Genomic DNA, 22706 nt, shown 5'->3' on the forward strand with positions numbered 1-22706 from the left:
GTGTCCGCCGGCAGCTGATCCATCTCCACCAGCAGCTTCGCCAGGGCCCGCCCCGCCGCGTCCAGCAGCGCGCGCCCGTTCTCCGCCGTGGCCGCGCTGGCGTTGCCCACCGCGCCCGAGGGGTTGAGGTCCTGCGCCTGCCAGGCGAACTTCGCGCTGCGCCCGTTGCCCAGGGTCTCGAAGCGCTGGGCGCGCTGCTCGCTGCTCGAGGCGAAGTTGCGCGCGAGCTCCATGCGCACGCGCCCCGGATTGAGCACGCGCATCAGCGCCGTTTCCACCTCGCCCGCATGCGCGCCGAAGCGGTGCTCGTGCGCGGAGAACCGCGCGTTCACGTCCTGCCCCTGCGCATCGAGCAGGGGCAGGTGGAACCAGCTCGTGCTCACCACCAGCAGCCCGCGGCGCGCGCGCAGGTCGCGCGCCACCGGGTCGAGCAGGCCCACCTGTCCGCCGTGGGTGTTGAAGATCAGCAGCTTCTTCACGCCCGCGTCGGCCACGCACTCGGCCAGCTCGGTCCACAGGCGGATCAGCGTCTCCGCCTTGAGCGTGAGCGTGCCCGCGAAGGCCGTGTGCTCGGGCGAGAAACCCACGGCTTGCAGCGGCAGGAACAGCGCCGGCAGGTCGTCCGGCAGGTGCCCCAGAGCGGTCTCGATCACGCCGCGCGCGATGTCCGCGTCCACCGACAGCGGCAGGTGCGGCCCGTGCTGCTCGGTGGCCGCCACGGGCAGCACGGCGATGGCGCGCCCGCGGTCGAGCGCCGCGAACTCGGCGGCGCTGAGGTCTTGCCAGTAGCGCGAGGAAGGGGTGGCGGCGGACATCGCCCGATCTTACGGGCGCCGCCGCCGTTTGCGCGTCAGCGGTAGAGCCAGCCGCGCGACCACGGCAGCTCGCTCGCCGCCCGGCCCGAGGGCCGGCACAGCACCTGGAACAGCGCGATCTCGTCGTGCTCGAAGGCCCAGGAACAACCGGCCAGGTACACGCGCCAGATGCGCCAGGTCTTCTCGTCGACCATGGCGCGCAGCGCGGCGGCCTTGGCCTCGAAGCGCTCGCTCCACAGCCCGCAGGTGCGCGCGTAGTGGCGGCGCAGGTTTTCGATGTCGAAGGCCTCCAGGCCACCTTCCTGCAGGGTGCGCAGCACGGTGGCGATGTGCGGCAGTTCGCCGCGCGGGAACACGTAGCGCTCGATGAAGCTGCCGCCGCCGTGCGCGGTCTCGCCGTCGTTGGCGTCGGTGCTGGTGATGCCGTGGTTCATGGCCCAGCCGTCGGGCGTGAGCAGTTGGCGGATCTTCTGGAAGTAGGGCACCAGGTTGTCCAGGCCCACGTGCTCGAACATGCCCACGCTGGTGATGCGGTCGAAGGGGCCGTCCTTCACGTCGCGGTAGTCCTGCAGGCGGATCTGAATGCGGTCCTGCAGGCCGGCCCGCTTCACGCGCTCGGTGGCCAGGTCGAACTGGTTCTGCGACAGCGTGACCCCTACGCAGTGCGCGCCGAATTGCTGCGCCGCGCGCAGCACCAGCGCACCCCAGCCGCAGCCGATGTCGAGCAGGCGCTGGCCCGGCCGCAGCTGGACCTTGCGCAGGATGTGGTCGATCTTCTTCACCTGCGCCTGGTCCAGCGTCTCGTCGCCGTTCTCGAAGTAGGCGCAGGAATAGACCATGTTCTCGTCCAGCCACTCGCCATAGAAGGCGTTGGAGACGTCGTAGTGGTACTGGATGGCCTCGGAGTCGGTCTCACGCGTGTGCGTGAAGCTGCGCTTGATGCGCCCCATGAGGCCGTTCTCGGGCTGGGCGTTGTCGGCCAGGCCGTGGGCCGCCGCCAGCACGTCGGTCAGCGAGCCCTCCACGTCGATCAGCCCCTCCACATAGGCGCGCCCCAGCGTGTCCAGGTTGGGGTCGATCAGCAGCGGCAGGCCGCTGGCGTCCTTCACGCGGATGGTGACCCGGGGCTGCTCGAAGCGGCCGAGGTCGATCGGCGTGCCGCCGTCGCGCCAGTACAGCCGCACCGGCAGGTTGACCTTGTCTTGCATGCGCCGTGCCCAGGGCATCAGCGCCATTTCCACGATTGCTCCCATGCAGGACCCCTCCAATGGTGGTGTTTGACGTCAAGCCAAGCTGCGGTTTTACCCAAAAAACCGCATCCGTGAATCGCCGGTGACAAATCGGCACCGATCCATCACTTCATTCGCCTCTTTCGCCCCACTGGCAAAACCCGTGCCCAGACAAAGGCCCTGGCGGAACTCGGCCGCCGCCGCCCGCTCATACCGCGGCGCCCACGGGCGCCGACAATTCCCCCGTCATGACCCTGCCCCTCTCGCCCCTGGCCGCGCGCGCGCGGCGCCTCCTGCTCGCCGCCCTGGGCGCCCTGGCCCTGGGCCTCCCGGCGGTCTCCGGCGCCCAGAACCTGGCCGCCCTCATGAAGGGCGCCCCCGCCGCCGGCGTGTTCCAGTCGGAGCAGACGCGCGCCGAACTGCTGGCCCACGCGCCCGAGGGCGCCCGCGCCGGCCGCACCGTCTGGCTGGGCCTGCGCCTGGACCATGCACCGCACTGGCACACCTACTGGAAGAACCCGGGCGATTCGGGCCTGGCCACCGAGCTGCGCTGGACCCTGCCCGATGGCGTGAGCGCCGGCGGCATCGACTGGCCCACGCCGCGCAAATTCCCCATCGGCACCTTGGCCAACTACGGCTACGACGGCACCGTGGTGCTGCCCGTGCCGCTGACGGTGAGCGACAACTTCCGCGGCGAGGCCGTGGACGTGCGGCTGGACGCGAGCTGGCTGGTGTGCCGCAAGGAATGCATCCCCGAAGAAGCGAGCTTCACCCTGCGCCTGCCCACTCAGGGCGCCACCGGCGGCCACGGCGAGCTCTTCGCGGCCATGCGCGACGCCCGGCCGCGCGACCTGAAGGCGGGCAACAGCCAGGTCGCGCCCGAGGACGGCTTCCTGCGCGTGGCCCTGGACGGCCTGCCCGCCGAGTGGCGCGGGCGCGAGCTGGAGTTCTTCCCCGAACTGGGCGGTGTCATCGAGCCCGGCGCCGCCTGGACCCAGGCCTGGGACGGCGCCCGCTGGACCGCGCGCGTGCCCTTGTCGCCCCAGCGCTTCGACAGCCCCACGGCCATGGACCTGGTGGTGGCGCCCGCCCAGCCCGCAGGCGAAGGCCCGGGCGAGACCGGCGCGCGCCTGGCCGCCGTGCCCGTGCAGGGCACCTGGCCCGCCCCGGCGCCGCTGCCCACCGCCGGCGTGCCCGACGCCCTGCAGGCCGCGCTCGACGCCAACGCCGCGCGCTCGGCCGCCGCGTCGGCCACCACACCGGCCAGCGCGCTCACGCTCGGCGCGGCGCTCATCGGCGCGCTCATCGGCGGCCTCATCCTCAACCTCATGCCCTGCGTGTTCCCCGTGCTGGCCATCAAGGTGACCGGCTTCGCCCGGCACGGCGGCGATCCGCGCGCGCGACGCGCCCACGGCCTGGCCTACACGGCGGGCGTGGTGCTGTCCTTCCTGGCGCTGGGCGGCCTGCTGCTGTCCCTGCGCGCGGCGGGCGAGCAGCTCGGCTGGGGCTTTCAATTGCAGAGCCCAACGGTGGTGGCCGCGCTGGCCACGCTGTTCACCCTCATCGGCCTCAACCTGGCCGGCCTGTTCGAGTTCGGCAAGGTGCTGCCCAGTGGGCTGGCCACCTTGCAGGCGCGCCACCCCACGGCCGACGCCTTCCTCACCGGCGTGCTGGCCACGGCCGTGGCATCGCCCTGCACCGCACCGTTCATGGGCGCCTCGCTGGGCCTGGCCATCGCCCTGCCCGGCCCGCAGGCCCTGCTGATCTTCGGCGTGCTGGGCCTGGGCATGGCCCTGCCCTACCTGCTGGCGAGCTGGGTGCCCGCCGTGGCGCGCGCCCTGCCACGCCCCGGCCCGTGGATGGAGCGCTTCAAGCAGTTCATGGCCTTCCCCATGTTCGCCACCGTGGTGTGGCTGCTGTGGGTGCTGGGCCAGCAAAGCGGCATCGACGGTGCGGCGGCGCTGCTCATGCTGCTGGTCGCGCTGGCGCTGGCCATCTGGTCGCTGGGCCTGCGCGGCAAGGGCCGCGTGGTGCTGGGCGGCCTGTCGCTGGCGGCGCTGCTGGCGCTGGCGGTGGGCATCGGCCCCAACGTGCTGCGCCTGCAGGACGGCGAGGCCACCGCCGCCACGGCCACCGGCGTGGCCGGCCTGGCCTGGGAGCCCTGGAGCCCGCAGCGCCAGGCCGAACTGCTGGCGCAGGGCCGCCCGGTCTTCGTCGACTTCACCGCCGCCTGGTGCGTCACCTGCCAGTACAACAAGCGCACCACGCTGGCCGACGAGCGCGTGCTGGGCGACGTGGCCGGCAAGAACGTGGCGCTGCTGCGCGCCGACTGGACGCGCCGCGACCCCGCCGTGACGCAGGCCCTGGCCGCGTTGGGCCGCAACGGCGTGCCGGTGTACGCCCTCCACAAGAACGGCCAGCCCGTGCAGGTGCTGACCGAAGTGCTGAGTGTCGAGGAGGTCCGCACGGCGCTGGCCGCGCTCTGATCGCGCGCCGCCCGTCTTCCGTTGTTCGTCAACCGCAACCGTCCGACTGGAGCCACCATGAAACGCCGTCCGCTGATCGCCTGGGGTGCGCTGTCGCCCCTCACCGCCTTCCTGCCCGCCGCGCACGCCGCCGCCGTGGGCCAGGCCGCGCCCGACTTCACGCTCACCGACACGGCGGGCAAGCCGGTGAAGCTGTCCGACTTCCGCGGCAAGCACGTGGTGCTGGAGTGGAACAACCCCGGCTGCCCCTTCGTGCGCAAGCACTACCAGGGCAACATGCAGGCGCTGCAGAAGGAAGCGGCGGACAAGGGCCTGGTGTGGCTGGCGATCAACTCCACCGAGGACGCCAGCAGCGACTACATGACGCCGCCGCAACTGGGCCGCTGGATGAGCGAGCAGAAGGGCGCGCCCACGGCCACGCTGATGGACGAGGACGGCAAGGTGGGCCGGGCCTACGCGGCGCGCGTGACGCCGCACATGTACCTCATCGACCCGCAGGGCAAGCTGGCCTATGCGGGCGGCATCGACAGCATTCCTTCGGCGCGGGTGGACGACATCCCCAAGGCCACGAACTACATCCGCCAGGCAATGACCGAGATCGCCGCGGGCAAGCCCTTGAGCGTGACCACCAGCCGGCCGTACGGCTGCACGATCAAGTACGCGGTCTGATTCCAGGGTCGCGGCGGGGGTGGGGATAATCCCCCGATACCCCCAGGCCCTCAGCGACCCCATGCCTTTTGCTCCCCTGAAGAACGACAGCTTCCTGCGCGCCTGCCTGCGCCAGTCCACCGACCACACCCCCGTGTGGCTCATGCGTCAGGCCGGCCGTTACCTGCCCGAGTACCGCGCCACGCGCGCCAGGGCCGGCAGCTTCATGGGCCTGGCCACCAACGTCGACCACGCCACCGAGGTCACCCTCCAGCCACTGGCGCGCTACCCGCTCGACGCCGCCATCCTCTTCTCCGACATCCTCACCATCCCCGACGCCATGGGCCTGGGCCTGTCCTTCGCGCTCGGCGAAGGCCCGAAGTTCGAGAAGACCGTGCGCACCGAGACCGACGTCGACGCCCTCGCAGTGCCCGACATGGACAAGCTGCGCTACGTCTTCGACGCGGTTACCTCCATCCGCCGCGCGCTCGACGGCCGCGTGCCCCTCATCGGCTTCTCCGGCAGCCCCTGGACCTTGGCCTGCTACATGGTCGAAGGCGGCGGCTCCGACGACTACCGCCTGGTCAAGTCGCTCATGTACTCGCGGCCCGACCTCATGCACCGCATCCTCGCCACCAACGCCGACGCGGTGGCCGTGTACCTCAATGCGCAGATCGAGGCCGGCGCGCAGGCGGTCATGGTCTTCGACAGCTGGGGCGGCGTGCTGGCCGATGGCGCGTTCCAGACCTTCAGCCTCGCGTACACCAGGCGCGTGCTATCGCAACTGAAGCGCGAACACGAAGGCACGACCATTCCGCGCATCGTCTTCACCAAGGGCGGCGGCTTGTGGCTCGACGACATGAAACCGCTGGACTGCGAGGTGCTGGGCCTGGACTGGACCGTCTCCCTGGCCCGTGCGCGCGCACAAATGGGCGAAGGCCCGCACGCCAAGGCCCTGCAAGGCAACATCGATCCCAACGTGCTGTTCGCCCCGCCCGCCGCCATCGAGGCCGAAGCGATCAAGGTACTGGAGAGCTTCGGCCAGCCGCACACGGGTCCGGGCACCGGGCCCACGCACATCTTCAACCTCGGCCACGGCATCAGCCAGCACACGCCGCCCGAGCACGTGAGCGCGCTCGTGGAGGCCGTGCATTCCCATTCGCGCCGGATGCGCCAGGCGGTGTGATTGCACGGTCGCGCGCTGCGTTTTCAGGAGTGCGACGACCGGTCATGCCCTGTCATCAACCGGTCATCACAGCCCGCCTAGCACAAAAACCACCTGAAAAATCGCTTGACAGGCATCAGTTATGCACAAAATTTGTGCTGCGGTGCGCCATCCTGGCATCCCTCCAGGCCGCCCCTGAACCGGGGGGACATTGCCCGCTAAGTTGTTGATTTCATTATGCTTTGTTGCCTGCCTTTTTTTGAGGCAATTTAAGCAAGGCCTTGATTTGCAAGGGCTGCGACGCGACGGCAGCGCGCTATCAACAAAGTTATCCACAGAAGCGTTGGATATGTTCGCCAACGCTTTCACATCAAGCACTTAGCGGCGATTTCGCCGACAAACGTGAGGAACCAATCCTAAGCATGAGTCACTGGCCGGCCGTGGTCGTCGCCACCCCCGCCCACAGCGGGGTGGGCGACACCCTGAGCTACCGCAGCGAGCGCGCCCTGCCGCCCGGCACGCTGGTGCGCGTGCCCCTGGGCGCGCGCGAGGTGCTGGGCATCGTGTGGCGCAACGACGCCACACCGCCCGAGGGCCTGGCCGAGGGACAGGCGCGCGACGTGGCCCAGGTGCTGGATGCGCTGCCCCCACTGGATGAGGCCTGGCGCGAACTGGTGGGTTTTGCCGCCCGCTACTACCAGCGCGCCCTGGGCGAGGTGGCCCTGGCAGCCCTGCCGCCGCCGCTGCGCGAGCTGGACCCGACGCAACTCGCCCGTCGGCTCAAGCGCCCCGCCCGCGCCGCGCCCGCCGCCGTGACGGCCGACAGCGCCCGCGCGCTCACCCCCGAGCAGGCCGCCGCGCTGGACGCCGTGGCCGGCGCCGACCCCGCACCGGCCCTGCTGTTCGGTGCCACCGGCAGCGGCAAGACCGAGGTCTACCTGCAGGCCACCGAGCGCACCCTGGCCGCCGACCCCGCCGCCCAGGCGCTCATCCTGGTGCCCGAGATCAACCTCACGCCCCAGTTGGAGGCGCGCTTTCGGGCCCGCTTCGGCGATGACACCGTGGTCTGCCTGCACAGCGGCATGACGCCCGCGCAGCGCCTGGCGGCCTGGATCGCGGCGCACACCGGGCGCGCGCGCATCGTCCTGGGCACGCGCCTGGCGGTCTTTGCCAGCCTGCCCGGGCTGCGCCTGGTCGTCGTCGACGAGGAGCACGACCCCAGCTACAAGAGCCAGGACGGCGCGCGCTACTCGGCGCGCGACCTGGCCATCTACCGCGGCAAATTGCAGAACGCGCGCGTGCTGCTGGGCTCGGCCACGCCCTCGCTGGAGAGCTGGCACGCCAGCGAACAGGGCCGCTACCGGCGGCTGGAGATGCCCGCGCGCATCGGTGGCGGCGCACTGCCGCGCCTGCGCCTGGTGGACATGAACCACCAGCCCAAGGGCGCGCTGCTGGCGCCGCCGCTGCTGGCCGCCATGGGCGAGCGCATCGCACGCGGCGAGCAGTGCCTGGTGCTGATCAACCGGCGCGGCTACGCGCCCGTGCTGGCCTGCCACGCCTGCGGCTGGAAGAGCGCCTGCCCGCACTGCAGCGCCTACCGCGTCTTCCACAAGCTCGACCGCACCCTGCGCTGCCACCACTGCGGCTTCACCCAGCGCGTGCCGCGCGCCTGCCCCGACTGCGGCAACCTCGACATCGAACCCGTGGGCCGCGGCACCGAGCAGGTGGAGGAACAACTCGCCGGCCTGCTGGCCGACGCGCGCCGCCCCGACGGCGGCCCGGTGCGCGTGGCGCGCATGGACGCCGACACCACCAAGGCCAAGGGCAGCCTGGAGGCGCAGCTGGCCGCCCTGCACGCGGGCGAGGTGGACGTGCTGGTGGGCACGCAGATGATCGCCAAGGGGCACGACTTCCGCCGCATCACCCTGGTGGCCGCCGTGCAGCCCGACGCCGCCCTGTTCGCCGCCGACCACCGCGCGCCCGAGCGCCTGTTCGCGCTGCTGATGCAGGCCGGCGGGCGCGCGGGGCGCGACGCCGCGCACAGCGGCGCGGCCGAGCTGTGGGTGCAGACCTGGGTGCCCGAGCACCCGCTGTTCACGCACCTGCGCGCGCACGACTTCGCCGGCTTCGCGGACACCGAACTGGCGGATCGCGAGGCCGCGGGCATGCCGCCCTTCGCGCACCAGGCGCTGCTGCGCGCCGACGCGCGCACGCAAGAGGCGGCGCAGGGCTTCCTGAACGCGGCGGCGGCCGCCGCGCAGGACCTGCCGCACCGCGAGGCCGTGACCCTGTTCCCCGCCGTGCCGCTCACCATCCAACGCGTGGCCAACGTCGAGCGCGCGCAGTTGCTGGTGGAAAGCCCTTCGCGCGCGGCGCTGCAGCGCTTCCTGGCCGCCTGGCAGGCGGTGCTGCTGCAATGCCGCGCCCTGCCCGAGGCGCGCGGCCTCATCCGCTTCGCGGTGGACGTGGACCCGCTGTCCTTATGAGCCCGCCGTGGCGGCCAGCGGCAGCACCTCGCACAGTGCCTCCACCGTCAGCACCACGTCGCGAATCTTGAATGGCTGCAGCAACAGCCGGCGGATGCCCAGGGCCTTGAGTTGCTGAACGATGGCGGCATTGGCGCTGGTGGCCATCACCGCCATCTGCATCTTCGGGTGGCTCTCCCGCAAACGCGCCAGCAGGGCCAGCGCGGCCTCGCCTTCGGCCAGCGATACCAGCAGCGCGTCCATGCGCTGTGCCTGCAGCATCTGCTGCCCGATGGCCAGCGTGGCGGCCTGGTGCACCTGCGCGAGGTCCATGCCGCGGCACACGCTGGACACGGAGCTGCGCACCATGCGATCGGGTTCGATCAACAACAACTGGGGCAGGCGGCCCTGCACCGAGGGACTCATGAAGTAGCCTCCTCGCGTCGCACCAGCTCGTCGACCACGAGGTCGCGCAGCGAGCACAGGATGCTCAGCCCCAGGCGATCGATCTGGCGCGGCCGACGGTCCATGATGCACAGCGTGCCCACCGCGGGTCCCCAGGGCATGCGCAGCACGGCACCCGCGTAGAAGCGGACCCAGGGCGGCCCGACCACCATGGGGTTGTCGAGGAAGCGCTCGTCCTTGAGCGCGTCCGGCACCACCAGGGTCTGGCGCTCCAGGATGGCGTGGCCGCAGAAGGACACGTCGCGCGGCGTCTCGATGCTGTCCAGACCGAACTGCGACTTGAACCACTGGCGGTCGCGGTCGACGAAGGAGACCGTGGCGATCGGCACCTCGAACTCGTTCATCGCAAAGCGGGTGATGCGGTCGAAGCGCTCCTCGGGCGGCGTGTCGAGCAGCAGCAGATCGCGCAGCGCCTGCAGGCGGATCTCCTCGTCGCTGGGAATGGGGGCGGTGATCATGGGTCAATCCCGGGCACGGACGCCGTGCCCATGCCCGGGATATCGGCCGCCCCCGGCCGGGGCTTGAGCCCCGCCCGGCGCCGGCCTCAGGCCAGGTCGAAACGATCGAGGTTCATCACCTTCACCCAGGCGGCCACGAAGTCCTTGATGAACTTGTCCTTGCCGTCGGCGCTGGCGTAGACCTCGGCCAGGGCGCGCAACACCGAGTTGGAGCCGAACACCAGATCGGCGCGGCTGCCCGTCCACTTCACCGTGCCGCTCTTGCGATCGCGGCCTTCGAAGTGGTCGCCAGCCGGGCCCCAGACGGTGCGCATGTCCAGCAGGTTGACGAAGAAGTCGTTCGTCAGCGTGCCCGGCCTGGCGGTGAGAACACCCAGCTTGCTGCCGTCGAAGTTGGCGCCCAGCACGCGCAGGCCGCCCACCAGCGCCGTCATCTCGGGCGCCGTCAGGGTCAGCAACTGGGCCTTGTCCACCAGCAGGTGCTCGGCCGGCACCGGCGACGGCGCTTTCAGGTAGTTGCGAAAGCCATCGGCGAAAGGCTCCAGATGGCTGAACGACTCCACATCGGTCTGTTCCAGCGTGGCGTCCACTCGGCCCGGCGCGAAAGGCACCTCCACCGTGGCGCCCGCCGCCTGGGCGGCCATCTCGATGCCCACGCCGCCGGCCAGCACGATCACGTCGGCCAGCGAGAGCTTGCCGCTGGCCTTCTGGATGGCCTCCAGCTTGGGCAGCGTCTTCACCGCGATGGCGTTGACGGCCCAGTCCTTCTGCGGCGCCAGGCGGATGCGCGCGCCGTTGGCCCCGCCGCGCTTGTCACCGCCACGGAAGGTGGAGGCCGAGGCCCAGGCGGTGGTCACAAGGTCGGACACGGGGATTCCGGCGGCGGCGATCTTCGCCTTCGCGTCGGCGATGTCGGCCGCCGTGGGCTGGTGCGTGGCCGCCGGCAGCGGGTCCTGCCAGATCAGGTCTTCCTTCGGGACCTCGGGCCCCAGGTAGCGCGACTTCGGCCCGAGGTCGCGGTGCGTCAGCTTGAACCAGGCGCGCGCATACGCGTCGGCGAAGGCCTGCGGGTCGTTCAGGAACTTGCGCGAGATCTTCTCGTAGGCCGGGTCGAAGCGCAGCGAGAGGTCCGTCGTCAGCATGCTGGGCTTGCGCTTGGGCGAGTCGGGCGTGGGGCCGGGGATGAAGGCTTCGGCCCCCTTGGCCTCCCACTGGATGGCGCCGGCCGGGCTCCTGGTCTGCTCCCACTCGTACTTGAAGAGGAACTGGAAGAAGTCGTTGCTCCAGCGCGCGGGGGTGCTGGTCCAGGTCACCTCCAGGCCGGAGGTGATGGTGTCGGCGCCCATGCCGCTGCCGTGCTTGCTGGTCCAGCCGAAGCCCTGCGCTTCCAGCTCGCCGCCCTCGGGCTCCACGCCCACGTTGCTCGCCGCGCCCGCGCCGTGCGTCTTGCCCAGGGTGTGGCCGCCAGCGATCAGCGCCACCGTCTCCTCGTCGTCCATCGCCATGCGCTTGAAGGTCTCGCGGATGTCCCTGGCCGCGGCCACCGGGTCGCCGCTGCCGTCCGGGCCTTCGGGGTTCACGTAGATGAGGCCCATCTGCACGGCGCCCAGGGGGTTCTCCAGGTCGCGCTCACCGGGCTTGTTGTGCGAGTAGCGGCTGTTGGGCGTGGTGCTGCCGGCCAGCCAGGCGGTCTCCTTGCCCCAGTACACGTCCTGGTCGGGCTCCCACACGTCCTCGCGCCCACCGGCGAAGCCGAAGGTGCGAAAGCCCGCGTTCTCGAGCGCCACGTTGCCCGCCAGGATCATCAGGTCGGCCCAGGAGATCTTCTGCCCGTACTTCTGCTTGATCGGCCACAGCAGGCGGCGCGCCTTGTCCAGGGCCACGTTGTCGGGCCAGGAGTTCAGCGGCGCGAAGCGCTGCTGGCCGCGCCCGGCGCCGCCGCGGCCATCGCCCACGCGGTAGGTGCCGGCGCTGTGCCAGGCCATGCGGATCATGAGACCGGCGTAGTTGCCGAAGTCGGCGGGCCACCAGTCCTGCGAATCGGTCATCAGGGCGTTGAGGTCGGCCTTGAGGGCCTTGTAGTCGAGCTTCTTGAACTCGTCGGCATACTTGAACGAGGTGCCCAGGGGGTTGGAGCGGCTCGAGTGCTGGTTCAGCAGGTCCAGGCGCAACTGGTTCGGCCACCAGTCCTTGTTGGACGTGCCTCCGCTGGCGGGGGCGTGGAAGGGACACTTGGCTTCTGACATGGCGGTCTCCTGGTGGGGGCGGGTTGGTATGGGTCGCGCTCACGGCAAGCCGGGAGCTGCGACCTCAGGCATTCTGGTGAGCCGCCCGATCAAGGTCCAGGCAATTGAGCGAATATCATCGATAGATCATAACTATCGATGAGGGGATGAAGCTTCCTTGATGGAAGCAGCGCTTCAGGTCAACAGCGTGACGGCGCCGGAGAAGGTGAGGAAGGCCACCGCGGTGGTCACCAGGATGATGCGGGCGATGCGCCCGTTGTCCGCGCCGAAGCGCTCGGCCAGCAGCGAGACGTTGCTGGCGCTGGGCAGGGCCGCGGTCAGCACCACCACCGTGAGCGTGGCGCTGGTGAGCCCCAGGCCCAGGCGCATGGCCACCAGGCCCGCGCCGAGCACCAGCAGCGGGTGCACGACCAGCTTCAACACGGCCACCGGCAGGTAGTCGCTCACCGGCATGGGGTGGTTGGCCGTCATCTGCGCACGGGCCAGCACCGCGCCGATGGTGAACAGCGCCACCGGCGAGGCCGCGTCGGCCAGCAGCCAGACCGTCTTTTCCACCGGGCCGGGCAACCGGAAGGCCCAGGCCGAGGCCACGCCGCCCAGGCCGATGGCCCAGGGCATGGGGTTGGTGAGCACGCCGCGCAGCGCCTTGCGCGCAGCGGCGAAGACGGCGGCGCCGCCGCTGCCCTGGGCACCGTCCAGACGCGAGAGCGCGATGCACAACGAGCTGGTGACCACCATGTCCACCACCATGGTGAGGATCACCGTGCCCGCCGCCGCGTCGCCCAGCAGGGCCACGATGAGGGGCACGCCCATGAAGCCCGAATTGGGGAAGGCCGCCACCAGCGCGCCAAAGGCGGCGTCGTTCCAGCGGATGCGGGCGTTCAGCGTGACAGCGATGGTGGCCGCCACCACCACCAGCCCGCACAGCAGGTACAGGCCGGCGACCTGGGCGTCCAGCAACTGCGCGATCGGTGTGGTGGAGCCGAAGCGGTACAGCATGCAGGGCAGCGCAAAGAACAGCACGAAGCCGTTGAGCCCGGGGATGGCCTCCAGTGGCAGCAGTCGCCGCCGAGCGGCCAGGTAGCCGGCGAGCACGAGCGCGAAGAAGGGGAAGGTGATGAGCAGGACCTGCAGCACGGGCGGGATTGTGTCAGGGGGCGCGGAGCGGTTCGGTCGCGCTCAGAACAGCATGAGGAAGGCGGCCAGGGGCACCACGGCCAGTGGCACGGCGGCCGCCTTTTTCAACCGGTCAATGGCCGCGGTCTCCAGCGGCCCCTTGCAAACCACCACACACGCCTCGCAACCCAGTTGGTTCGCCAGTTCGGCCGCCTTGAGTATGTCCTTGTCCTGCACCTCGTTACGGTACTTCACCTCCACCGCAATGCGGCTGTGGCCCAGGTCCACGATGAAGTCGATCTCGTCGTTGTTGCGGCGCCAGTAGCCCAACTCCACCAACCCGGGCCAGCGCCGCAGGTGGTTGGCCACCACGTTCTCCGCATAGGCGCCCATGAGCGTGGCATCGGCCACGAGGTGAGCCTGGTTCAGCTTCATCACCGCGTTGCGCACGGCAAGGTCGACCAGGTAGGTCTTGAAGTTGCCGGCCTTGGGCGTGGCCTTGGTGCTGGTGTGCTTGTGCAGGCGCCACACGAGGTCGGTGGCTTCGAGCAGCGGGAAGTAGCTCTCGATGGTGGAGCGCACCATGCCGAGTTCCTTGCTCACCTGCGACAGGTTGGTCTCGCGGCCTGGGTCCTTGAGCAGGCCGAGGTAGAAGCGGCGCAGCATCTCGGGCTTGCGGAATTCGGCCGCGAGCAATAGGTCTTCGAAGATGACGCGCTCGACCTGGTTCTGGTAGAGGTAATCCTGCTTGGCGAGCAGCGTGGGGAGGTTCCAGACTTCAGGGAAGCCGCCTTCGAAGAGGAAGTTTTCCACCGAGACATGTGAATCCGCCATTGCGGCGTGTTGCGCCGCAACCTGCAACACAGTCGCAACCGCCTCAGCGCTGAAATGCGCTTGCACCCCTCGACCCATGTCCCCGAGTTTGCGCAAAGCGAAAAGCTGCTCTTCTGGCGCGGTCTCCTGCATTCGCATGTAGAGCCACTCCCGAAAACTGAACGGCAGCACGTGGTAGTCCTTGATGCGCCCAAGCAAGCTCTCGCGCGACTTGCGAAAGATCGGCGTGCTCGCCGAGCCAGAGACCACGAAGCGCACCGGCGTCTTCAGGTCGTAGAACTTTTTCAGGTACAGCTCCCAGCGCGGGAAGCGCTGGATCTCGTCGAGGAACAGATACGCCACCCCTTCCTTGGCTGCGGTGGCGGCGGCCTTTACCAGCTCATTGAAAAAGTGGTCCAGGTCGAACCCCGGCAACTCCAGCCCCGGGTCCTGCATCGAGAAATAGACAATCCGCTGCGCCAGTGCTCCGGGATCGTCCGCGTCGGTCAGCAACTGCTGAATACATTGCTGCAGCAAGGTGCTCTTACCCACCCGGCGCGGCCCCGTCACCGACACCACCTGCGGCAAGCCCTTCACGTCCGCGTACAGGTCGTCGAAGACATCGCGCCGGAGGGCGGGAAGATCGGCAAAAGCGTCCCTGCCCTGCGCCCACCAGGCGTTGTAGGGCAGCAGCAATTCATGGGACGGGTAGGCGGTGGCGGAGAACATGGCGCAGAATTTTGCATATTTGATGTCATAACGTCAAATATGCAGGACTTTGAAGCCGCCGCGACACCCCCGCCCGCTATCATCCCCCGCTTTGCCTCGCCGCCTCTGATGTCCGCCGGTCTGAACCTCGCCCAGCTTGAAGCCGTGAACCACCTGGGCGGGCCTTGCCTGGTCCTGGCGGGCGCCGGTTCGGGCAAGACGCGCGTGATCACGCACAAGATCGCACGCTTGATCCAGGCCGGGCTGGAGGCCAACCGCATCGCGGCCATCACCTTCACCAACAAGGCCGCGGCCGAAATGCGCGAGCGCGCCGGCCACCTGGTGGGGCGCGACGCGAAGAAGGTGCTGATCTGCACCTTCCACGCCCTGGGCGTGCGCCTGCTGCGCGAGGACGGCGCGGCGCTGGGCTTGAAGCCCCAGTTCAGCATCCTCGACACCGACGACATCACCAGCCTGCTCAAGGACTGCGGCACCACCACCGACGCCGCCACCGCGCGCCAGTGGCAGTGGACCATCAGCGCCTGGAAGAGCGCCGGCCTCAACAGCGCCGCCGCGCTGGCGCAGGCGCGCGACGAGAACGAGCGCAGCACCGCGCTGATCATGCAGCGCTATGAAGAGCGCCTGGTGGCCTACCAGGCGGTGGATTTCGACGACCTCATCGCCCTGCCGCTGAAGCTGCTGCGCGAGCACACCGAGGTGCGCGAGAAGTGGCAGAAGAAGATGGGCCACGTGCTGGTGGACGAGTACCAGGACACCAACGCCACGCAGTACGAGTTGCTCAAGCTGATGGTGGGCGAGCGCGCGCGCTTCACCGCCGTGGGCGACGACGACCAGTCCATCTACGGCTGGCGCGGCGCCACGCTGGACAACTTGAAGCGCCTGCCGCAGGACTTCCCCGAGCTCAAGGTCATCAAGCTGGAGCAGAACTACCGCTCCACCAGCGCCATCCTGCGCGCGGCCAACAACGTCATCGGCCCCAACCCCAAGCTGTTCCAGAAGACGCTGTGGAGCGAGCTGGGCGAAGGCGAACCGGTGCGCGTGGTGGACTGCGACAACGAGGAGCACGAGGCCGAGCGCGCGGTGGCGCGCATCCTGAGCCTGCGCGCGAATTCGCAGCACAAGGAGTGGCGCGACTTCGCCATCCTCTACCGCGCCAACCACCAGGCGCGCTCGTTCGAGCAGTCGCTGCGCCGAGCGCAGGTACCGTACAAGGTGTCGGGCGGCCAGAGCTTCTTCGACAAGGCCGAGATCCGCGACCTGTGCGCCTGGCTGCGCCTGCTCACCAACAACGACGACGACCCGGCCTTCCTGCGCGCGGCCACCACGCCCAAGCGCGGCATCGGCCACACCACCCTGGGGCAACTCGGCGGCTTCGCCACGCAGTACAAGCTGAGCCTGTTCGCGGCGCTGTTCTCGCACTCGCTGCCCAGCGCGGTGTCGGGCCGCGCCATCAGCGCCCTGCACGAGTTCGGCCGCCAGGTGAACGACCTGGAGTACCGCGCGCGCCACACCGTGGGGCACGAGGCGGCACGCGCCTTCCTCACCGAATGGCTCAAGGACATCGGCTACGAGCAGCACCTGTACGACAACGAGGACAACGAGAAGGTGGCCGCGGCGCGCTGGACCAACGTGATGGAGTTCTGCGACTGGGTGGCGGGGCGCTGCGGCGGGCAGATCGACGACGCGGCCGGTGCGACCACCGAGACCGAACGCAAGACCTTGCTGGAGGTCGTGCAGACCATCGCGCTGATCTCCACGCTGTCCGAGCGCGAGCAGGACCAGAACGTGGTGACCCTGTCCACGCTGCACGCGTCCAAGGGCCTGGAGTGGCCGCACGTGACGCTGGCGGGCGTGAACGAGGGCCTGCTGCCCTTCAAGGTGGACGACGACGAACTCGGCGGCGAGGTGCAGCAGCAGCGCATCCAGGAAGAGCGCCGGCTGATGTACGTGGGCATCACGCGCGCGCAGCGCACGCTGGCGGTGAGCTGGCTCAAGCGCCGCAAGAAGGGCCGCGAGAGCGTGCCCGGCGCGGCCAGCCGCTTCATCGGCGAGATGGCGCTGGACAAGGAAACCGTGAAGGAAGACCCGCGCGAGAAGCTGCGCGCCCTGCGCGCGGAGTTCGCCAAGCGCGCACAGGACGGCGCGGCCGAGCACAAGGCGCAGGCATGACGGTGCGGCGCGCGCTGATCGCCCTGGCCGCCGCTGCCCTGCCCGCCGGGGCCGCCGCGCAAGCCGCCGCGGCCTGCACGGTGCTGGCGCAGATGCCGCCGGCGCGCCTGAGCGGCGAATGGACGGCCCGCTTCTGGACCGAGGGCGGCTCGCCCGAGCGAGCGCGCGACAGCGGCGTGCTGCAACTGGAACGCCACCCCGAGTACGGCGGCAGCGTGCGCGGCGAGCTGCTGCGCGGCAGCGGCGGGCAGATGCGGCGCTCCATCGTGTCGGGCGACGTCACCGACGGCGAATTCCACCTCGACGAGTCCGACGACGGCCTGGCCATGACGGCGGTCTGGAGCGGCGTGGCCGAGGACTGCGGCGGGCGCGTCACCATCCGCGGCACGCGCCGGCCCGGCGAGGGGGCCGACTCCCCCGACCCGGTGCTCAGCTTCCGCCTCGAGAGGGCGCCGGGCTGGCGCTGAAGCGGCGCACCAGCGCCCGGCGGCCACGCCCCACCGCCCAGGCCACGCTGCCGCAGAACACGACGAACAGCGCGCAGGTCCAGGCGTAGGTGGCCAGCATGTGCTGGTTGCCGGCCGCGCCGATCGCCACGCCCGCGCGCGCGATGACTTCGCTCACGCCGATCAGCGAGGCCGTGGTGGACGCCAGCACGCCGATGATGAAGATGCCCAGCCAGTTGGGCACGAACAGAATGGCCGTCGCGCGATCGCCCTGGCGCCAGCTCAGCACCGCGGCGTACAGGTTCCAGGCGACGAAGGCCGCGGACGTGCTCGCCAGCGCCAGCGAGGCCTTGAACCACAGCGGCACCGCCACCGCGCCCAGCGGCGTGTGCAGCGACGAAGGCAGCAGCGTCGCCACGTAGAACATCACCACCAGCGTGGGGGCGTGGCCCATCACCGTGTGGCAGACCAGCGCGAGGCGGCGCACCGGCGCCCAGGGCGACAGCCGCAGCAGCACCAGCGTGCCGCCGGCCGCGGTGCCCAGCAGCACCGACACCAGGCCGATGAGCACGTTCCAGCCCATGCCCTGCACCAGGAAGGGCGTCCACTGCATCAGATGCCGCAGGGTCTCCATCAGGCGCTCCGGGCCGCCAGCCGGCGCAGGCTGTGGCCGATCACCATGGACCAGAAAGCGGTGAAGGCAAAGCCCGTGACCAGCAGCAGGTTCATCATGGCCAGGGCATTGCCCCGGTCGGACACGATGCTCAGCGTGGCCGCGAGCATTTCCGGCACCGCAATGGCCGAGGCAATGATGGTGGCCTTGGTGAGGTTGTTCATCACCACCCGCAGACCGGTGCCCGCGCGCGCCGCCAGCGCAGGCCAGTGCTCGGGCCGCAGCGCGCTCACGGGGTCCTGGGGCGCGGCGGCGCGCGAGGCGTCCACCAGCATGTAGGACATGAGCGTGCCGTGGTACACGCCCAGGCACCAGACCGCCACGGGCAGGGGCGGCAACGTCCAGCCCGCGCCGGCCGCGAGCCAGTTGCCCAGGCCGAAGTAGACGAAGTACATCTGCAGCAGCAGCGGCAGGCAGCGCTCGATGCCCGCCAGGGCCAGGCACAGCCGCCGCGGCGCGGCCGAGCGCGCGAGCATGCCGCGCGCCAGCACCCAGGCCACGGCGAGGGCCAGCGCCATGCTCGCCGCGCACAGCAACAGGCTCCAGCCCACGCCGCGCGCAAAGCGCGCGCCATCGAACGGGTCGTAGACCACGCTCATGTCCAGGTCCAGCGTGTCGCGCAGCCAATAGCCCAGGCTGCGCACGCCGGGCATCTCTTCGGCCGTGATGAAGGCGGGGTCGCGGCATTCGATCGGCCACTCGCCGCGCGCATCGCGCTGGCAGGCCGGTTGCCCGTCGGCCCCCAGCCCATTCCAGCGCGCCTGCATGGCCTGAAGAAAGCCGCTGGGCGGCAGCCCCCAGCGCCGCTCCAGCTCGATGAGGCTGCCGTCGCGGTGCCATTGCGCCAGCGCGTCGCCGATGCGGCGCTCGAGCTCGCTGCCGCGCGCGTTCCGCGGCAGGTACACGGCCCAGGGACTTTGCAGCGCGGCGGTGGGCAGCAGGCGGTAGGCCGGCCAGTCGGCGCCCTGGCGCAGGTGCTGCAGGGCCACCTCGGTGTAGACGAAGCCCGCGCAGCGCCGCGAGCGCAGGGCCAGCTGCGCGTCGCGCACGCTGCGGTAGGTCTGCAGCGTGGCCAGGAAGCGCTGCTCCACGGCGCGGTTGAAGTACGCGCCCTGCAGCGCGCACAGGGTGCGGCCGCGCACGCCCGCCCAGTCGGTGATGGGCGAGTCCGGCGGCAGCAGCACGTTGACCGCGCCGGCGTAGTAATGCGGCTCCACGGCTGTGCCCAGCGAGCGTCGCTCGCGCGTGTCGCCCACCGTGGCGATGAGCAGGTGCACGCTGCCCTGCTGCAGACGCTGGAAGCGGTTCTCGGTGCTCACGCCCGACAGCCGCACGGGCCGCCCCAGCACCTGCCCCAGGCGCCGGGCCAGGTCCGCCTCGAAACCCACGGGCTGGCCCTCGCCGTCGAGCGAGCCGAAGGGCGCGAAGTCGGTCTTGACGCCGACCACCAGTTCCTGCGCCCCCGCCAGCCGCGGCGCCAGCAGCAGTGCAAGCGCCAGGAGGGCGTGTCCGGCCGCGCTGCTGGAGAGATACCACCATTGGATCATTTCACGCTCCCATTCAGCTCGAAATGTGTGCCTTGTTCTTACTATTCGAAGCCAGACATCGACCAACCCGAACTGGGAGGACACCAATGGTTCGCATCGCCGTCTTCGGCAGCTTCTACCGCGGCTACTGCCTGCTCGACGCCCTGCTGCACGGGCCCCATCGTGGGCAATTCAGGGTGGTTGGTGTGGCCACCGACGACGTCGATCAGGGTTTCGTGAGCCGCGAGCGGCGTGTGTGGCAATACCCCCACGAGCCCTGGGAGGCGCGCATGGTGGCCGAGCAGGCCGCGCGCCATGGCCTGCCGCTGCACACCGGGCGGGTGAAGACCGACGCCTTCCGCCGCGTCTTTCGCGAGCACTGGTGCCCCGACCTGTGCATCGCCGCCACCTTCGGCCAGCGCATCGACGCGCCCCTGTTCAATACGCCCCCGCTGGGCTTTTACAACCTGCACCCTTGCGTGCAGGGCCCCTGGCCCTCGCCCTACGCCGGGCCCAACCCCTTCCAGGCGCTGATCGACGACGGGCGGGACCACGCGGTGGTGGCCCTGCACCATGTGGACGACGGCTTCGACACCGGCGAGATCGTGGCCTGGTCCGAGCGCATACCGCTGCCACCGGGCGCCACGGTGGTGGACATGCACAAGCTGAGCTCACCCGTGGCCGCGCATTTCGCGGTGAGCGAGATGCGGCGCATCGTGGAGCGGGCGCGCCGCGCCGCGCTGGCCCGGCGCCGCGAACGCGCCGCCGCCTCGACCGCGCACGAGCCGGCGTTCGTGGACACGCAACGCTGAGGCGGCGCGTCGGCGCGCCTGCGGCCGGCGCAGCGGGCTTCACGGCGATTCCCGAATGATGCGTTCGAGACAAAACCGCCGCATGTGCAACGTCAATGCACCAGTTTGCGCCGCGGCATCCCGTGGCGCTGCCGCAGCAAGGTCAGGAAGGCCGCGCCCGCCGGCGACAGCGACTGCCCCTTGCGCTGGTAGACGAAGTACTCGCGCTGCACCGCCGGCCCGCGCAGCGGGATGAAGCGCACGCCGAAGTTGTCCGCGAAGGACCGCGCGTACTCCGGCGCCACCAGCACACCCATGCCGTGCCCGGCCAGCGCCAGCGCGGTGGTGAGGAAGCCCACGTCGCTCACCGTGTTGAGCGCGAAGTCGTGTCCGTGCGCGTGCAGGCTGCGCTCCAGGTGGCGAGTGAACTCGTTCGAGTAGCCGATCCAGCGTTCGTTGCGCAGGTCCTTCCAGGCCACGCTCGCGCGCCCGTACGCCGGGTGGCCTTCGGGGCAGACGAAGCGCAGCGGCACGTTCATGAGGAAGCTTCGCGTCACGTCGTCGCCGGTGAGCCGGTCGGGGCCGATGCCCAGCTCCACCGCGCCGTGGCGCACCGTGTCCACCACGTCGTCGGCCACGGCGTCCTTCAGCCGCACGCTGATCTGCGGGTGCTGTTCGCCGAACGCGTTGAGGATGGAGGCGACCCAGGTGCAGGCCATCATCTGCGAGGTGGCCACGCGCAGGAAGCCGCGGCGCAGCGCGCGGATCTCGGACGCGCCATCGACCACCTGCCGCACGTCTTCCAGGATGCGCTGCGCCAGCGGCAGCAGGTTGCGCCCCGCTTCGGTGAGCGTGATGGCGCCGCGGCTGCGGTCGAAGAGCTGCAGACGCAACTCCTGCTCGAGCTGCTGCACCAGCATGCTCACCGCCGACTGCGTGAGGTTGAGCTGGCGCGCCGCACCGGTGAAGCTGCCGCTGTGCGTGACGGCGGCGAAAGCGCGCATCTGGCGCAGGCTGATGTTCATGGCTGACTCCGTGATCGACAACGGTGCACGCGAGCGAGCCGCGCACCGCCATCAGGTTCTCTGATTGATCTATCAAAAGAATTCGCTTGGTTGATGGTAAGGCCGTTCCTAGAATGCCCCGGCACCTTCCGATCCCCCTCCCTTCGTCCCAGATTTCATGCACATCGCCGTCATCGGCACCGGCATCGTGGGCGCCTGCAGCGCCGCCTGGCTGCAGCGCGACGGCCACCAGATCACCTTCGTCGATCCGCTCGAACCGGGCGAGGCCTGTTCCTTCGGCAACGCGGGCTCGCTCTCGCCCAGCGCCTGCCTGCCCGTGGGCATGCCTGGCATGTGGCGCAAGGTGCCCAAGTGGCTGCTCGACCCGCTGGGCCCACTCACCGTGCGCACGGGCTACCTGCCGCGCGTGCTGCCCTGGCTGGTGCAGATGCTGCGCCACTCCACGCCGCAGGAGGTCACGCGCATCGCGGGCGCGCTGCAGAGCCTGCTGCGCCCCATCTTCGACTGCTACGGCCCGCTGCTCGAGCACGCCAACGCGAACGAGCTGGTGCGCCGCACCGGCTGCCTGTACGTCTACTCCTCGCGCGAGGCCGCAGCGCAATGGAAGTGGGGCATGAACCTGCGCCGCTCGCTGGGCGTGAACCTGGTGGACGTGGAGCGCGAGGAACTGGAATCGCTGGAGCCCGACCTGAAAGGCCAGTTCCGCTTCGGCATCCTGGCGCCCGACAACGGCTCCACGCTGGACCCCTCGCAACTGGTGAAGGCCTTGTGCCGTCAGGCCCTGCGCGACGGCGCGCGCCACGACCACCGCTCGGTCACGGGCTTCGAGCGCGAGGGCCGGCGCGTGAGCGGCCTGCGCATGGACAGCGGCGAGCCGCTGGCGGTGGACGGCGTGGTGATCGCGGCCGGCGCCTGGTCCGGCGCGCTCGCGGCGCAACTGGGCGACCGCGTGCCGCTGGAAACGCAGCGCGGCTACCACGTCACGGTGCGCAGCTCCAACCTCAAGCTGCGCCACACCGTGATGGCTTCGGAGGCCAACCTGATGATCAACCCCATGGCCATGGGCCTGCGCCTGGCCGGCACGGTGGAGTTCGCGGGCCTCAAGCGCGCGCCGAACTACGAACGCGCCCAGGCCTTGCTGCGCCAGGGCCTGCGCCTCTTCCCGCACCTGGACACCTCCCACGTGACGCAGTGGATGGGCCACCGCCCCTGCATGCCCGACAGCCTGCCCGTCATCGACCGCAGCCGCGATGTGGACAACGCCTGGATGGCCTTCGGCCACGGCCACATGGGCATGTGCATGGGCGCCACCACGGGCCGCGAGGTCGCGCACCTGGTGGCGGGCCGCGCGCCCCAGGTCGACCTGTCCCCTTTCAGTGCCTCGCGCTTCCGATGAAGGACCGGCAATGAGCGAGCAATGGGCCATCGGCGTGGACATGGG

18 protein-coding genes are annotated in these 22706 nt (G+C 70.2%); 8 read left to right on the top strand and 10 right to left on the bottom strand.

Annotation, left to right across the window (positions count from 1 at the left end):
- Positions 1-815 (bottom strand): creatininase family protein (locus VLG41_RS14090; protein WP_325350031.1); only part of this gene is annotated, 815 nt, incomplete at its 3' end.
- Positions 816-850: 35 nt separating this feature from the next.
- Positions 851-2068, bottom strand: coding sequence for a cyclopropane-fatty-acyl-phospholipid synthase family protein (locus VLG41_RS14095; protein ID WP_325350032.1), 1218 nt, complete (start codon positions 2066-2068; stop codon positions 851-853).
- A gap of 224 nt (positions 2069-2292) precedes the next feature.
- Here VLG41_RS14095 and VLG41_RS14100 point away from each other — a divergent pair, with 224 nt between their 5' ends.
- The 4 genes from VLG41_RS14100 (at position 2293) to priA (ending at position 8829) form a co-directional block, all read left to right on the top strand.
- Complete coding sequence (locus VLG41_RS14100; protein ID WP_325350033.1) at positions 2293-4530, top strand: protein-disulfide reductase DsbD family protein; 2238 nt, start codon at positions 2293-2295, stop codon at positions 4528-4530.
- A gap of 57 nt (positions 4531-4587) precedes the next feature.
- Entirely contained in the window at positions 4588-5199 is a 612-nt protein-coding gene (locus VLG41_RS14105) for a thioredoxin family protein (RefSeq protein WP_325350034.1), read from the top strand.
- Positions 5200-5260: 61 nt separating this feature from the next.
- The gene (gene hemE / locus VLG41_RS14110) at positions 5261-6364 is read left to right on the top strand and encodes a uroporphyrinogen decarboxylase (RefSeq protein ID WP_325350035.1); all 1104 of its coding nucleotides are present in this window, start codon (positions 5261-5263) and stop codon (positions 6362-6364) included.
- 401 nt (positions 6365-6765) lie between these two features.
- Complete coding sequence (priA, locus tag VLG41_RS14115) at positions 6766-8829, top strand: replication restart helicase PriA (RefSeq protein ID WP_325350036.1); 2064 nt, start codon at positions 6766-6768, stop codon at positions 8827-8829.
- Here priA and VLG41_RS14120 read toward each other — a convergent pair.
- The 5 genes from VLG41_RS14120 to VLG41_RS14140 all read right to left on the bottom strand — a co-directional run bounded on the left by VLG41_RS14120 (position 8824) and on the right by VLG41_RS14140 (position 14635).
- Complete coding sequence (locus tag VLG41_RS14120; RefSeq protein ID WP_325350037.1) at positions 8824-9234, bottom strand: hypothetical protein; 411 nt, start codon at positions 9232-9234, stop codon at positions 8824-8826. The genes priA and VLG41_RS14120 overlap by 6 nt on opposite strands.
- Positions 9231-9731: a GAF domain-containing protein gene (locus VLG41_RS14125; RefSeq protein WP_325350038.1), complete on the bottom strand. Its 501-nt coding sequence runs from the start codon at positions 9729-9731 to the stop codon at positions 9231-9233. The genes VLG41_RS14120 and VLG41_RS14125 overlap by 4 nt, the downstream gene beginning before the upstream one ends.
- 86 nt (positions 9732-9817) lie before the next feature.
- Positions 9818-11977 (bottom strand): catalase/peroxidase HPI, encoded by a 2160-nt coding sequence (gene katG / locus VLG41_RS14130; RefSeq protein WP_325350039.1) that lies wholly within the window; start codon positions 11975-11977, stop codon positions 9818-9820.
- A 174-nt stretch (positions 11978-12151) separates the two neighbouring features.
- Complete coding sequence (locus VLG41_RS14135; RefSeq protein ID WP_325350040.1) at positions 12152-13114, bottom strand: AEC family transporter; 963 nt, start codon at positions 13112-13114, stop codon at positions 12152-12154.
- A gap of 42 nt (positions 13115-13156) precedes the next feature.
- On the bottom strand, positions 13157-14635 hold the full coding sequence (locus tag VLG41_RS14140) for an ATP-binding protein (RefSeq protein ID WP_325350041.1): 1479 nt from the start codon (positions 14633-14635) through the stop codon (positions 13157-13159).
- A 108-nt stretch (positions 14636-14743) separates the two neighbouring features.
- Here VLG41_RS14140 and VLG41_RS14145 point away from each other — a divergent pair, with 108 nt between their 5' ends.
- Together VLG41_RS14145 and VLG41_RS14150 are read left to right on the top strand one after the other, a co-directional pair.
- Positions 14744-16804, top strand: a complete 2061-nt coding sequence (locus tag VLG41_RS14145; RefSeq protein WP_325350042.1) for an ATP-dependent helicase — start codon at positions 14744-14746, stop codon at positions 16802-16804.
- Positions 16801-17271 (top strand): hypothetical protein, encoded by a 471-nt coding sequence (locus VLG41_RS14150; protein ID WP_325350043.1) that lies wholly within the window; start codon positions 16801-16803, stop codon positions 17269-17271. Before VLG41_RS14145 ends, VLG41_RS14150 begins: the two co-directional genes overlap by 4 nt.
- On the opposite strand, the gene VLG41_RS14155 is transcribed toward VLG41_RS14150, so the two are convergent.
- Positions 17234-17884: a hypothetical protein gene (locus VLG41_RS14155; RefSeq protein WP_325350044.1), complete on the bottom strand. Its 651-nt coding sequence runs from the start codon at positions 17882-17884 to the stop codon at positions 17234-17236. The two genes, VLG41_RS14150 and VLG41_RS14155, sit on opposite strands and share 38 nt — an antisense overlap.
- Positions 17884-19470: a transporter substrate-binding domain-containing protein gene (locus tag VLG41_RS14160; RefSeq protein ID WP_325350045.1), complete on the bottom strand. Its 1587-nt coding sequence runs from the start codon at positions 19468-19470 to the stop codon at positions 17884-17886. Before VLG41_RS14160 ends, VLG41_RS14155 begins: the two co-directional genes overlap by 1 nt.
- An 86-nt stretch (positions 19471-19556) precedes the next feature.
- Here VLG41_RS14160 and VLG41_RS14165 point away from each other — a divergent pair, with 86 nt between their 5' ends.
- Positions 19557-20261 (top strand): formyltransferase family protein, encoded by a 705-nt coding sequence (locus VLG41_RS14165; RefSeq protein WP_325350046.1) that lies wholly within the window; start codon positions 19557-19559, stop codon positions 20259-20261.
- Positions 20262-20353: 92 nt separating this feature from the next.
- Here VLG41_RS14165 and VLG41_RS14170 read toward each other — a convergent pair whose 3' ends face one another.
- Positions 20354-21265, bottom strand: coding sequence for a LysR family transcriptional regulator (locus VLG41_RS14170; RefSeq protein ID WP_325350047.1), 912 nt, complete (start codon positions 21263-21265; stop codon positions 20354-20356).
- Between the two features lie 157 nt (positions 21266-21422).
- Between VLG41_RS14170 and VLG41_RS14175 the strand changes: the two genes are divergently transcribed.
- Positions 21423-22661 (top strand): NAD(P)/FAD-dependent oxidoreductase, encoded by a 1239-nt coding sequence (locus VLG41_RS14175; protein WP_325350048.1) that lies wholly within the window; start codon positions 21423-21425, stop codon positions 22659-22661.
- Positions 22662-22706: the final 45 nt, after the last annotated feature.

It is taken from the genome of Hydrogenophaga sp., from assembly GCF_035481345.1.
Classification (GTDB): Bacteria; Pseudomonadota; Gammaproteobacteria; order Burkholderiales; family Burkholderiaceae_C; genus Hydrogenophaga.

Bases quoted from the DNA above. Each gene is read 5' to 3' on its own strand.
- VLG41_RS14145 (WP_325350042.1), top strand. From the start codon at position 14,744: ATGTCCGCCGGTCTGAACCTCGCCCAGCTTGAAGCCGTGAACCACCTG.
- VLG41_RS14150 (WP_325350043.1), top strand. From the start codon at position 16,801: ATGACGGTGCGGCGCGCGCTGATCGCCCTGGCCGCCGCTGCCCTGCCC.
- VLG41_RS14095 (WP_325350032.1), bottom strand. From the start codon at position 2,068: ATGGGAGCAATCGTGGAAATGGCGCTGATGCCCTGGGCACGGCGCATG.
- hemE (WP_325350035.1), top strand. From the start codon at position 5,261: ATGCCTTTTGCTCCCCTGAAGAACGACAGCTTCCTGCGCGCCTGCCTG.
- VLG41_RS14140 (WP_325350041.1), bottom strand. From the start codon at position 14,635: ATGTTCTCCGCCACCGCCTACCCGTCCCATGAATTGCTGCTGCCCTAC.
- VLG41_RS14105 (WP_325350034.1), top strand. From the start codon at position 4,588: ATGAAACGCCGTCCGCTGATCGCCTGGGGTGCGCTGTCGCCCCTCACC.
- katG (WP_325350039.1), bottom strand. From the start codon at position 11,977: ATGTCAGAAGCCAAGTGTCCCTTCCACGCCCCCGCCAGCGGAGGCACG.
- VLG41_RS14120 (WP_325350037.1), bottom strand. From the start codon at position 9,234: ATGAGTCCCTCGGTGCAGGGCCGCCTGCCCCAGTTGTTGTTGATCGAA.
- VLG41_RS14175 (WP_325350048.1), top strand. From the start codon at position 21,423: ATGCACATCGCCGTCATCGGCACCGGCATCGTGGGCGCCTGCAGCGCC.
- priA (WP_325350036.1), top strand. From the start codon at position 6,766: ATGAGTCACTGGCCGGCCGTGGTCGTCGCCACCCCCGCCCACAGCGGG.
- VLG41_RS14165 (WP_325350046.1), top strand. From the start codon at position 19,557: ATGGTTCGCATCGCCGTCTTCGGCAGCTTCTACCGCGGCTACTGCCTG.
- VLG41_RS14160 (WP_325350045.1), bottom strand. From the start codon at position 19,470: ATGATCCAATGGTGGTATCTCTCCAGCAGCGCGGCCGGACACGCCCTC.
- VLG41_RS14100 (WP_325350033.1), top strand. From the start codon at position 2,293: ATGACCCTGCCCCTCTCGCCCCTGGCCGCGCGCGCGCGGCGCCTCCTG.
- VLG41_RS14125 (WP_325350038.1), bottom strand. From the start codon at position 9,731: ATGATCACCGCCCCCATTCCCAGCGACGAGGAGATCCGCCTGCAGGCG.
- VLG41_RS14155 (WP_325350044.1), bottom strand. From the start codon at position 17,884: ATGGAGACCCTGCGGCATCTGATGCAGTGGACGCCCTTCCTGGTGCAG.
- VLG41_RS14170 (WP_325350047.1), bottom strand. From the start codon at position 21,265: ATGAACATCAGCCTGCGCCAGATGCGCGCTTTCGCCGCCGTCACGCAC.